We start from the raw sequence: 11,986 nt of genomic DNA, 5'->3' as shown, positions 1-11,986 counted from the left end.
ATAAAGCTAAAAAGATAATAAAAACTATAAACGTGAAAATAATAAAATGGCTAACATTAGCTATTTGTTTTAGCTCTGCAACAATTAGCGCCAAGCAAATAGCAATAGTGATAGACGATATAGGCTATCATCAACGGGACTTAGAGTTCCTTTCCTTACCTGGGCAATTGTCGTATTCAATTTTGCCCCATACCCCTTATTCGCAAATTTTTGCAACACTTGCCAGTCAATCAAATAAAGAGTTATTGCTTCATGTACCTATGCAAGCACTTAACGGTAAAGAACTAGGGCCTGGTGCGCTTACTTTAAATATGAATAAAGAGCAGCTTCAGCAAACTCTTGGAACAGCTCTCGCTAGTTTACCGCAAGTTAAAGGCGTTAATAACCACATGGGCTCAGCGCTTACGCAAAAAAGCCAAGCTATGAAGTGGACAATGGAAGTACTTAAAAAGCGTCATTTATATTTTTTAGATAGTCGCACAACCGATTTGAGTCAGGCACAAAATGCCGCTAACTTTTTGGGTGTTGCTAATATTAGTCGCCAAGTGTTTTTAGACAACATAACTACACCAGAACAACTGCAGCTAAGGCTTGAAGAGTTAAAACAACTAGCCATTTCCCATAGCTTTGCCATTGCAATTGCTCACCCCTACCCTGAAACCATCGAGTTTTTACGCCATGCCTTACCAGAGCTAACTAAGCAAGGTTTTGAACTCGTACCTGTTTCGCAATTAGTTGAACGTAAGTACATTCAGTTAGCGCATGCTGAGGGAAAGGGAGTGAGTGCTAGGTAATATAAGCTTTAAATAATGCTATATCCGAATAATAAACTAATACCAATTCGCTTAATTAAGTGGTCTATTTTGAGGGCGGAAAAACGTGTTGATAGCTAGGCAAAAAATTCACTATTCAGTTGTTCTAAATGAGACTTTTTTAACGCAGGTAGCGACACGTTTAGCCCCGCAAAATGATTAAGTATTATTGCGGATTGGTATAACCATTCGATAATGCAGAGTATCGGTATTACTTGATTAGATATTTTATCGTTGGGTTTCGCTTCGCTCAAACCAACCTACTCAAAAGCAAAAAGCCCCGCATTTTCATGCAGGGCTTTTTAAATTTTGCTGCTTGAGCAATATTAGCTCATAGCGCTTTGTAACTTTTTCATCGCTGTTTTTTCAAGCTGACGAACACGCTCAGCAGATACACTGTACTTTTGTGCAAGCTCCTGAAGCGTCGCTTTATCATCAGACAACCAACGTGCGCTAACAATATCTTGTGAACGTTCATCTAGTGTTTTAAGTGCGCTAAATAAACGGGTATGCGCTTGCTCTTTCCACTGCTCTTGTTCAACGTCGTCAGCTAAGTCAGCTGCGCCATCTGTTAAATACTGTACTGGAGAGTATGTACTTGTTGGTGCATCGTCGTTATCGTCACCAGTTAGGTCAAAGCCCATGTCTTGGCCGCTCATGCGCGATTCCATTTCACGTACTTCTTTTTCACTCACACCTAGCTCGCTAGCAACAGTGCTAACCTCAGCTTGGTTGAACCAGCCTAAACGCTTTTTGTTTTTACGAAGATTAAAAAACAATTTACGTTGCGCTTTAGTGGTTGCAACTTTAACTATGCGCCAGTTTTTAAGAACAAACTCGTGAATTTCGGCTTTAATCCAATGCACTGCAAACGACACTAAACGTACACCCACTGTAGGGTCAAAACGTTTAACCGCTTTCATCAGGCCTATATTACCTTCTTGAATAAGGTCAGCTTGTGGTAAGCCGTATCCCGAGTAGCTTTTAGCAATATGTGCTACAAAGCGTAAATGCGACATAATGAGTTGCTTGGCAGCACTAAGATCGCCTTCTTCCTGAAGTCTTTTAGCAAGTTCTTGCTCTTGTTCAACTTTAAGCATAGGAATAGTGCTTACCGCTTGAAGGTAACCGTCCATGCTTGCGCTTTGTTGTCCGACTGTAAGTGCCATTGCGTATAAATCTTTACTCATTTTTCACCTCGGTGATAAACATTTGAAACTATCTTAGCACTCTTTCTCTAAGAGTGCTAACCCCAATTTAAAACTTTTTAAAAGTATAAATCAAGCAGTTTTTAGTATGTGTTTAGTCTACTACAAGCGACTGAATAAGTGATGAATTGAGGGATTGCAGCAGGTTAACCTAACCGCATCACCTTATTTACAACTCATTACTTTATGGGAGGATAGTACACAAATATGACAGTTTTAATAACGGGAGGTACAACCCAGTCCGATACGTTACGCATTTCAAGCTGGGTTGGTTCACTTATAGTTTGCAGGGTTTATTATACTTTATCGGGTTCTATTTCTTTAATATATCGATTTACAGAAAGGTACGAGCCTACAAATCCTAAGCTTGTTGCAAGTAACACTAAAAAGCCGAGTTCATTAAGCGATAATCCTATTAACGAAAAGCTTGTTTGATACACCCCCGCCACACTGCTCACAGCGCTTGAAAGCCACCACATCATCAGACCTACGCATATAAAGGCAAACAAACCACCTATTACACCATACCAAATACCGGTCCACAAAAATGGGGCATGTATAAAGGTGTTCGTTGCGCCTACTAGCTTCATTACTTGTATTTCTTCTTTTTTATCCATGATCGACAAACGAATGGTGTTACCAATAATAAGTGTCACTGAGGTAAGTAGTAATAATGCGATAGTTATTACACTTTCTTTGAGTAAATCTAGTAATGCATTTAAACGCTCTAACCAGGCTATATCGAGCTTACCAAAATCAACTTCACGTTCACTTTCTAATTTAGTTAGCAGTACTTTAGCGGCATTTGGGTGTCTGTGACGTTTTGTTGGAGTAACGAGTACCACATCCGGTAATGGATTTTTATCTAAATACTCCAAAGCTTGCCCAAAGCCAGATACATCTTTAAATTCAGTTAATGCCTGTTGTTTTGAAATAAACTCAACACTTTCCACTTCTGGGTAAAGTGCTAAACGCTTTACTAATGTTTGCGTTTCTTGCTCGTTCATACTTTCTTTTACGAACAACGATATTTCACTCGCCTCTTCAAAGCCACTACTCACTTGCTGTACGTTTTTAACGACTAAGTAAAGTGTTGCAGGTAACGTTAGGCTCAAACCAAGTACAGCGATAGTCATCATAGACGCAAGCGGCGTGCGCCACATTTCACCTAAGCTATGCACACCTTGGCGAAAAATATTAATAATAAAAAAGTAACCGCCAGCTAATACTGATTTTTTTTGCTTGTCGTTACTATTTTGGCGACCTTTAAAAAGTAAACTCATAGTGCCCCCTCAGCAAGCGGGTCTTGAAGCATACGGCCATCTTTTAAGGTTAAGCTACGATACTTCATACGTGCAACCAAACCCAAATCATGCGTTGCGATAAGAACAGTGGTACCGTGTTTATTAAAGTCTTCAAACAACTTTAGTATTTCCATTGAAAGCTCTGGGTCAAGATTACCTGTTGGTTCATCAGCTAGTAAAATTGGTGGGGAGTTTACAATAGCTCTGGCAATACCAACTCGTTGCTGTTCGCCTCCAGAGAGCATTGAAGGATGACATTTCACTTTGTCAATTAGGCCTACCTTGTCAAGCGCGCCATGGACCCGTTTAGCTATTTGCTTATGGTGAGTCCCCTCAATAATGAGAGGTAATGCCACGTTATCAAAAATAGTGTAGCGCTCTAATAACCTATGGTTTTGAAAAATAATACCTATATCACGACGAGCATAAGGAATTTGACGCGAGTTTACTTTGTTTAAATCAACACCGTTGATAAATACACTACCTGCTGAAGGACGTTCCATTAAGCTAATTAACTTAAGCAACGTACTTTTACCCGCACCACTGTGGCCAGTTAAAAAGGCAAGTTCACCCGGTTTAATATGAAAATTAACTTTTTCGAGGGCGCGGTGCCCTCCAGGATAGGTCTTACTTACTTGCTGAAAATTTATCATCTTTTTATTATGCCAACTCCATTAACACATTAATGAAATTAGTATTCCTCGCAATTAAAAAGGGAGCTAGCTCCCTTTTTTGGTAAATTAAACGTCGTCCTCATCTTGGCTAAATAACGCATCAATAAAATCATCGCTTTTAAAAGCGCGTAAATCATCAATACCTTCACCAACACCAATGTAACGAATTGGAATATTAAACTTATCTGCAACCGCAAAAATAACACCACCCTTTGCAGTTCCATCAAGTTTTGAAAGCGTAATACCAGTTAAACCAACACATTGATTAAACAGGTTTACTTGGCTAATTGCATTTTGCCCTGTGCCTGCATCGATAGTTAGCATCACTTCGTGCGGCGCATCAGGATCAATCTTTTTCATTACACGAGCTATTTTTTCAAGCTCTTGCATTAAGTTATCTTTATTTTGCAGGCGCCCTGCTGTATCAGCAATTAACACATCTATATTACGGGCTTTTGCAGCTTGGAATGCATCAAAGACAACCGACGCACTATCTGCACCTGTATGTTGGGCAATAACAGGAATGCTGTTACGTTCGCCCCAAACCTGAAGTTGCTCAACTGCAGCCGCTCTAAACGTATCACCAGCAGCCAGCATAACCGACTTACCTTCGTTTTGAAATTGCTTAGCCATTTTACCAATAGTCGTTGTTTTACCAACACCATTTACACCTACCATTAAAATAACAAACGGCTTTTTATCTTCGCTTATGACTAAAGGCTGTTCTGCCGTTTTAAGCATCGCAGCCATTTCTTGTTTCATTAACTCATAAAGCGCATCACCATCTTTTAACTGTTTACGGTTCGCTGCATCAGTTAAACGATCAATCAACTTCATGGTGGTATCAACGCCTAAATCGGCGGTGAGTAATTGAGTTTCAAGATCTTCAAATAATTCGTCGTCTATTTTTTTTCCACTAAAAATAGACGCAAAACCAGAACCTATATTAACGCGAGTCTTTAACAAGCCTTTTTTAAGACGAGAGAAAAACCCTTCTTTTTTTGGCTTTTCGGCTTTTTTAGCTTCTTCAATTGCAAGTTCTGCTGTGATACGTTCTTGTTCTAAACGCTCATTTTCTGCTTCTTCTGCAGTAATACGCTCTTGCTCTAAGCGTTCGTTTTCTGCTAGTTCAGCAGCAATACGCTCTTGCTCTAAACGTTCATTCTCTGCTTTTTCAGCAGCAATTCGTTCTTGTTCTAAACGTTCATTCTCTGCTTTTTCAGCCGCAATGCGTTCTTGCTCTAAGCGTTCATTCTCTGCTTTTTCAGCCGCAATGCGTTCTTGCTCTAAACGTTCATTCTCTGCTTTTTCAGCTGCAATACGTACTTGCTCTAAGCGCTCATTTTCTGCTTTTTCAGCCGCAATGCGTTCTTGCTCTAAAAGCATCTGCGCTTCTTGTTCTGCTAAGCGCTTCGCTCGCTCTTGCCTTTGAGCTTCAGCATCCGCTTGTTCTTTTGCTAATAACTCAGCATTCGCTTGCTCTATTGCAAGCTTTTCGGCTTTGATCGCCTCATCTTGTTTTTCAAGGCGTATTTGCTCTAGTCGCTCAGCCTCTACTTTTTCTGCCGCTAATCGTTCTTGCTCTAAGCGCATCTCTTTTTCTTGATCGGCTAAACGTTGCGCATGTTCTTGTCTTTGCGCCTCGGCATCTGCTTGCTGTTTTGCAAGTAATTCAGCATTGGCCTGCTCAATGGCAATTTTTTCCGCGTTTTCAGCACGCTGGCGTTCTTGTTCTAAACGCTCTGTTTCAGCCTCTGCTTTTAACCGTTCAGCTTCAGCTTGCTCTTGCGCTAGTTTTTCTTGCTCTAAACGTGTTGCTTCAATTTTTTCAGCAGCGATACGCTCTTGCTCTAAGCGCTCTGTTTCAGCCTCAGCTTTTAAACGATCAGCTTCAGCTTCTTGCTGCGCTAGTTTTTCTTGCTCTAGCTTCTGCGCCTCTTCTTGCGCTAATACTTGTTGTTTATCAGCTGCTGCTTTTTGCTCTGCTTCTTTTTTATCTGACTTGCCAAAACCGAGCCACGACATGAATTTACTTTTTTTTGTCATACTTGCTAATAACCACTTATAAAAATCTGATAAACTAAAATTTGAAATAGCTTGGGAATGCCCAGCAATAGTTGCTAATAAATACAACCATTCAAAACGTAAGTGTTCAATAGTAACACTTTTAATGCGGTTGAAAAATGAAGCTACACGTAATCGCCCATAATATTATCTGAGCTAGATACCATATACCATTTTTTAGTGAGCTAAATGAGAAAAAAAACAACGCAAAATAAAGCTACTAACAAGCCAAGTGATGGCTTTATTAGAGTAATTAGTGGTCAATTTCGAGGCCATAAACTCCCTGTTAAAAACGTAGAAGGCTTGAGACCTACTACCGATCGAATTAAAGAAACTGTATTTAATTGGCTAATGCAAGATACGCGTGACGCAAATGTACTTGATTGTTTTGCAGGTTCTGGTGGATTGGGATTTGAAGCACTATCACGATATGCTAAAAGCGCTACATTTATCGAGCTCGACTCATTAGCTGCTAAGCAATTAGAACAAAATATTAACACTTTAAAGCTCGACAACGCATACGTTAAACATACTAATTCGCTCTCCTTTTTAGAGCAAAAAAACACAAACGAAGCTTTTAATCTTGTATTTGTTGACCCACCATTTCGTAAAGATTTAGCGCAAACAACCTGCGATTTATTAGAAAAAAACCAATGGTTAAGCAACGACGCATTAATTTATGTTGAAGTAGAGGCAGAGCTAGCCGCCTTAGAAACGCCAACCAACTGGTTGTTAATTAAAGAAAAAAAGGCAGGACAAGTACTTTGCCAACTGTACCAGCGACAAGCAAATTAATACTGTTTAACGTAATGCGTTTCTGTTAATATTATCCTTTACATGTGGTGTTGCTTCGGATTACAATACCGCACCATTTTTGAACCACTTGATCAATGTTTGATCAACTTGAGCAACGCTCATAATTTAGGTAGGTGAATTTTTAATGCCAGTAATTAAAGTAAGAGAGAACGAACCGTTTGACGTAGCACTTCGTCGCTTCAAGCGTTCATGTGAAAAAGCAGGAATCCTTTCAGAAGTTCGTCGTCGCGAGCACTATGAAAAACCAACAGCTGAGCGTAAGCGTAAAAAAGCTGCTGCAGTTAAACGTCACATGAAAAAACTTTCTCGTGATAACGCTCGTCGCGTTAAATTATACTAATATATTAGGTCTTGTATAAATGAGCCTCTTAATAACGCTAAAAGATGCGCAAAAAGATGCGATGAGAGCTAAAGACAAGCAACGTCTTAACCCTATTCGTATGGTACTTGCTGCAATCAAGCAACGTGAAATTGACGAGCAAATAACGCTAGACGACGCAGGTATTACCTCCGTTATAGTGAAGCTTGTTAAACAACGTCGTGACTCTTACACTCAGTACAAAGATGCTGGGCGTGATGATTTAGCTGATATTGAAGCCAATGAAATAGTAGCGCTTGAAACTTTTTTACCTCAACAATTGAGTGAAGAAGAAATAATTGCTCTCATTGACGCGGCTATTGCTGATACTAATGCAGCAGGTATGCAAGACATGGGTAAAGTAATGGGTATAATCAAAAGCAAAGCTGAAGGTCGAGCCGATATGGGTAAGATTTCTGGTTTAATTAAGCAACGATTAACTGCCTAATACTCCCACATACATTAAAGTATGATTGAAGTAAACCGAGCCTAGCGCTCGGTTTCTTTGTTTTTAACTTTAATAAAAAGTACACCGATTAGGTTACTTTAAAATGAAATTTTTTATAGCTTCCCTATTTATTTCGCTGTCATTTTGGTAAGTTAAAGCACACTATATTTTGCATCAAGCAAGTATAAAAAAGTAAATTTCATATTCGTTCTTCTTCTTATTATTTCAGGACTGTATTTTACTAATGGCCGGAAAGATCCCACGTAACTTTATAGACGATTTACTTGCCAGAACCGATATTGTCGACCTGATAGACTCAAAAGTAGGTCTAAAAAAAGCAGGTAAGGATTATCAAGCTTGCTGCCCATTTCATAACGAAAAATCTCCCTCATTTACTGTATCGCAAGACAAACAGTTTTATCACTGCTTTGGGTGTGGCGCTAATGGTAATGCAATTTCGTTTGTAATGGAGTACGAAAAGCTAGAGTTTGTAGATGCTATTGAAGAAATAGCCAGCATGCTTAACTTAGAAGTACCTCGAGAACAAGGCGCAAATTCAGCACCAGAGCGTACGGCTGCGCAAAAGCGCTCCGATTACGACTTAATGCTTCATACTGCTCGCTTTTATCAGCACCAATTAAAACACCATAGTAATTCTGCTGCTGTTATTGAGTATGTTAAAGGCCGTGGTTTAAGCGGTGAAACTGTTAAAAAATTTATGATTGGCTACGCACCCAGTGAATGGGATGGGCTATGCCTACAGCTTGGTCGTAATAAAGAACAAAAAGAGCAATTGGTTGAGCTAAAGCTAGCTTCAGAAAAAACACCAGGCAGACAATTTGATTTTTTTCGCGATCGCCTAATGTTCCCTATTCGCGATAAACGCGGACGCGTTATTGCATTTGGTGGGCGTGTAATGCAAGCCGACCAAGGGCCAAAATATCTAAACTCGCCAGAAACCCGAGTTTTCCATAAAGGCTTTGAGCTTTATGGGCTTTACGAAGCAAAGCAAGCCCATAAAAAACTTGATCATGTAATGATTGTTGAAGGTTATATGGATGTTGTCGCCTTAGCTGAACAAGGGATTGAATATGCAGTTGCATCACTGGGGACAGCAACAACAAGCGAGCACATGCACACTTTATTTAGAACTACTGATAAAGTAATCTGTTGTTACGATGGCGACAGGGCTGGCCGTGACGCTGCTTGGCGGGCACTTGAAAATGCACTCCCTTATTTAAACGATGGTAAAGCACTACAATTTGCATTTTTACCAGATGGCGAAGACCCTGACTCGCTTGTACAAAAAGAAGGTAAGGAGCAATTCGAATTGCGCCTAAGCCAAGCAGATGACTTTACCAAAGTATTGTTTAATAAATTAAGCCAAGAGGTTGATTTAACACTCGATTCAGGAAAAGCTAAACTTCTTAGTGCAGCACTTCCACTAATTGAAAAAATTCCAAGTGAGTTTTATCAAGAAAACATTCTTGAACAATTAGGACGCTTAATTGGCAGAACGCGTGAGCAGTTGAATAGCCGTTTAAAAACGCCTAAACAACAACACTCTATTGAACGTAAATTTAAAATAACACCTATGCGCCAAGCTATCGGTATATTGATCCAGCACCCTAATTTAGCTAAAAGTGTGCCGTATTTACCTGAGCTTGCACAAATGAACATTGCTGGCATAGGGCTGTTATTACGATTACAAGAACAAGCTTTAGAAAAAGAAAATGTGACCACTGCGCAACTGCTCGAGTTTTTTCGAGGAACTGAAGATTACGAGCCATTAATCAAGCTTGCAACGTGGCAACATGAGATAAATGAAGAACGTTTAGAGACGGTTTTTAAAAATACTTTCAAGTTTATTGAAGATCAGTGTTTAAATTATCGACTCGAGACCTTATTAATAAAGGACAAGACACAAGGCCTTAGTAGCGATGAAAGGCTTGAGTGTCATTTGTTAATGACAGCGTTAAAAGCGACTAACAGTTAGGGTCTGTTTATCTTTCGAGGTTAAGTTTACAGCAGTGTGTTTGGTATTTAGACAAGACATAGCTTATGTAGTGTGGTTATTCCACATAAATAGGCGATAACGCAGCATAAATACCAAACACGCGCTGCCCTTTGGGTTCGACCCAAGGGAGGTTTACTCTTTGTTGCTCGGTTTTTACTTAGCCCACTAGGTTACAAACCTCGCGCCGCGATTAAACCACCCTTGGATAGAACAAACTTTAATCCTGAAAGACCAACAGACCCTAGTCAAAATTGATTTAAACTGTTATACTGTGCTATTCACTGCGTCACATTATTCTAGTTAGCTTTAATGCAAACTACATGATGGCGCCTGTTGTATCAACTTATCAGAGTGGAAGAAACAATCTCTATGGATCCAACTCCTCAGTCACAATTAAAACTTCTGATTCAGAAAGGTAAAGAGCAAGGCTACTTAACTTTTGCAGAAGTAAATGATCACCTTCCACAAGACATTATAGACTCAGATCAAGTAGAAGATATCATAAGCATGATTAATGACATGGGTATCAAGGTTAGCGAAAACGCGCCTGATGCTGATGAATTAATGATGCAAGAAACAACGACAGACGAAGACGCAGCTGAAGCTGCCGCTGCAGCCCTTGCGACTGTAGAAAAAGAAATCGGCCGTACAACGGATCCAGTTCGCATGTACATGCGCGAAATGGGTACTGTTGAACTTCTTACACGTGAAGGCGAAATTGTAATCGCTAAACGTATTGAAGAAGGCATTAATCAAGTACAGATTTCTGTTGCAGAGTACCCTGAAGCAATCACTTACCTACTAGAGCAGTGGGATAAGTTTGAAGCTGAAGAAATGCGTTTAAGCGATATTATCGTTGGCTTTATCGATCCTAATGAAGATACAGCGCCAATTTCAGCAACTAACATCGGTTCAGAATTAAGTGCTAAGCAACTTGAGGACGACGATAAAGATGACAAAGATGATGCTGATAGCGATGATGAAGATGAAGAAGAGATAGACACAGGGCCAGATCCTGAAGAAGCTCGTATTCATTTTGAAAATTTACGTGATTTATATAATAAAGCACGTGATACGTTTGAAGCTAAAGGTCGTTCGCATCCTGAATCACAAGCAGCCATTTTTGAAATTGGTGAGCTTTTCAGAACATTTAAATTAATACCTAAACAGTTTGACCGCATGGTAAATAACATGCGTGAAATGATGGATCGTGTTCGTGTTCAAGAACGCCTAATCATGAAGCAAGCTGTTCAAATTGCTAAATTACCAAAGAAAACATTCGTTAAGCATTTTGCTAATAACGAAACTGACGCTTCTTGGGTTGATTTAGAAATTTCAGGTAACGAAAAGTATTCAGCTAAACTTGAAGAAGTTAAGCCAGAAATCATTCGTAGCATTAATAAATTATCTGTTATTGAACAAACAACAGGTTTAAGCATTGAGCGTATTAAAGACATCAACCGTCGAATGAGCATAGGTGAAGCGAAAGCACGCCGTGCGAAAAAAGAAATGGTTGAAGCTAACTTACGTCTTGTAATCTCAATTGCTAAAAAATACACAAACCGTGGCTTACAATTCTTAGATTTAATCCAAGAAGGTAACATTGGTCTGATGAAAGCGGTTGATAAGTTTGAATATCGCCGTGGTTATAAGTTCTCTACTTATGCTACGTGGTGGATACGTCAAGCAATCACACGCTCTATTGCTGACCAAGCAAGAACAATCCGTATCCCTGTGCATATGATTGAAACGATTAATAAACTTAACCGTATCTCTCGTCAAATGTTACAAGAAATGGGTCGTGAGCCAAATCCAGAAGAATTAGCAGAACGCATGATGATGCCTGAGGATAAAATCCGTAAGGTACTTAAGATTGCTAAAGAGCCAATTTCAATGGAAACACCAATCGGTGATGATGAAGATTCTCACTTAGGTGACTTTATCGAAGATACAACTATTGATTCGCCAATCGATTCGGCAACAATGGAATCTCTTCGTGGCGCAACTAACGATGTACTTGCAGGCTTAACAGCTCGTGAAGCTAAAGTACTACGTATGCGTTTTGGTATTGATATGAATACCGACCACACCTTAGAAGAAGTAGGTAAACAGTTTGACGTAACACGTGAGCGTATTCGTCAAATAGAAGCGAAAGCGCTGCGTAAATTACGCCACCCTTCTCGCTCAGATTTACTGAAAAGCTTTTTAGACGCTAAATAATTTTAGCGCTACTATATAAACTAAAAAGGCCGCTATAGCGGCCTTTTTTCTATTTGAAGGAAATA

Annotated in this window: 10 protein-coding genes; 6 read left to right on the top strand and 4 right to left on the bottom strand. The window is 39.6% G+C overall.

Annotation, left to right across the window (positions count from 1 at the left end):
- The first annotated feature begins 32 nt into the window (after positions 1 to 32).
- Entirely contained in the window at positions 33 to 794 is a 762-nt protein-coding gene (locus H5159_RS12630; RefSeq protein ID WP_024597557.1) for a divergent polysaccharide deacetylase family protein, read from the top strand.
- Positions 795 to 1,138: 344 nt separating this feature from the next.
- On the opposite strand, the gene rpoH is transcribed toward H5159_RS12630, so the two are convergent.
- The 4 genes from rpoH to ftsY all read right to left on the bottom strand — a co-directional run bounded on the left by rpoH (position 1,139) and on the right by ftsY (position 6,044).
- Entirely contained in the window at positions 1,139 to 2,002 is an 864-nt protein-coding gene (gene rpoH / locus H5159_RS12625; protein WP_002957791.1) for an RNA polymerase sigma factor RpoH, read from the bottom strand.
- Positions 2,003 to 2,316: 314 nt separating this feature from the next.
- Positions 2,317 to 3,303, bottom strand: a complete 987-nt coding sequence (gene ftsX / locus H5159_RS12620) for a permease-like cell division protein FtsX (protein WP_002957792.1) — start codon at positions 3,301 to 3,303, stop codon at positions 2,317 to 2,319.
- Positions 3,300 to 3,977: a cell division ATP-binding protein FtsE gene (gene ftsE / locus H5159_RS12615; protein WP_002957793.1), complete on the bottom strand. Its 678-nt coding sequence runs from the start codon at positions 3,975 to 3,977 to the stop codon at positions 3,300 to 3,302. The genes ftsX and ftsE overlap by 4 nt, the downstream gene beginning before the upstream one ends.
- An 87-nt stretch (positions 3,978 to 4,064) precedes the next feature.
- A complete protein-coding gene (gene ftsY, locus H5159_RS12610) occupies positions 4,065 to 6,044 on the bottom strand; it encodes a signal recognition particle-docking protein FtsY (protein ID WP_182780386.1) in 1,980 nt (659 codons plus the stop codon).
- A gap of 207 nt (positions 6,045 to 6,251) precedes the next feature.
- On the opposite strand from ftsY, the gene rsmD reads away from it, so the two are divergent.
- From rsmD to rpoD, 5 genes are all read left to right on the top strand, one after another.
- Positions 6,252 to 6,857, top strand: coding sequence for a 16S rRNA (guanine(966)-N(2))-methyltransferase RsmD (rsmD, locus tag H5159_RS12605; RefSeq protein WP_182780385.1), 606 nt, complete (start codon positions 6,252 to 6,254; stop codon positions 6,855 to 6,857).
- A gap of 145 nt (positions 6,858 to 7,002) precedes the next feature.
- Positions 7,003 to 7,218 carry a 30S ribosomal protein S21 gene (gene rpsU / locus H5159_RS12600; protein ID WP_002957797.1) on the top strand — a complete coding sequence of 72 codons (216 nt, stop codon included), beginning with the start codon at positions 7,003 to 7,005 and terminating at the stop codon, positions 7,216 to 7,218.
- Positions 7,219 to 7,237: 19 nt separating this feature from the next.
- On the top strand, positions 7,238 to 7,684 hold the full coding sequence (locus tag H5159_RS12595) for a GatB/YqeY domain-containing protein (RefSeq protein WP_007376027.1): 447 nt from the start codon (positions 7,238 to 7,240) through the stop codon (positions 7,682 to 7,684).
- Positions 7,685 to 7,928: 244 nt separating this feature from the next.
- The gene (gene dnaG, locus H5159_RS12590; RefSeq protein ID WP_182780384.1) at positions 7,929 to 9,680 is read left to right on the top strand and encodes a DNA primase; all 1,752 of its coding nucleotides are present in this window, start codon (positions 7,929 to 7,931) and stop codon (positions 9,678 to 9,680) included.
- Positions 9,681 to 10,070: 390 nt separating this feature from the next.
- Positions 10,071 to 11,921 carry an RNA polymerase sigma factor RpoD gene (rpoD, locus tag H5159_RS12585; protein ID WP_002957800.1) on the top strand — a complete coding sequence of 617 codons (1,851 nt, stop codon included), beginning with the start codon at positions 10,071 to 10,073 and terminating at the stop codon, positions 11,919 to 11,921.
- The last annotated feature ends 65 nt before the right edge of the window (positions 11,922 to 11,986 follow it).

Source organism: Pseudoalteromonas sp. SG43-1 (assembly GCF_014164415.1).
GTDB lineage: Bacteria > Pseudomonadota > Gammaproteobacteria > Enterobacterales > Alteromonadaceae > Pseudoalteromonas > Pseudoalteromonas distincta.
This window is presented reverse-complemented; position numbering and strand designations above follow the sequence as displayed.

Coding starts and splice junctions, on each gene's coding strand:
- rsmD (WP_182780385.1), top strand. CDS start 6,252: ATGAGAAAAAAAACAACGCAAAATAAAGCTACTAACAAGCCAAGTGAT.
- rpsU (WP_002957797.1), top strand. CDS start 7,003: ATGCCAGTAATTAAAGTAAGAGAGAACGAACCGTTTGACGTAGCACTT.
- ftsE (WP_002957793.1), bottom strand. CDS start 3,977: ATGATAAATTTTCAGCAAGTAAGTAAGACCTATCCTGGAGGGCACCGC.
- ftsY (WP_182780386.1), bottom strand. CDS start 6,044: ATGACAAAAAAAAGTAAATTCATGTCGTGGCTCGGTTTTGGCAAGTCA.
- dnaG (WP_182780384.1), top strand. CDS start 7,929: ATGGCCGGAAAGATCCCACGTAACTTTATAGACGATTTACTTGCCAGA.
- rpoH (WP_002957791.1), bottom strand. CDS start 2,002: ATGAGTAAAGATTTATACGCAATGGCACTTACAGTCGGACAACAAAGC.
- H5159_RS12595 (WP_007376027.1), top strand. CDS start 7,238: ATGAGCCTCTTAATAACGCTAAAAGATGCGCAAAAAGATGCGATGAGA.
- rpoD (WP_002957800.1), top strand. CDS start 10,071: ATGGATCCAACTCCTCAGTCACAATTAAAACTTCTGATTCAGAAAGGT.
- ftsX (WP_002957792.1), bottom strand. CDS start 3,303: ATGAGTTTACTTTTTAAAGGTCGCCAAAATAGTAACGACAAGCAAAAA.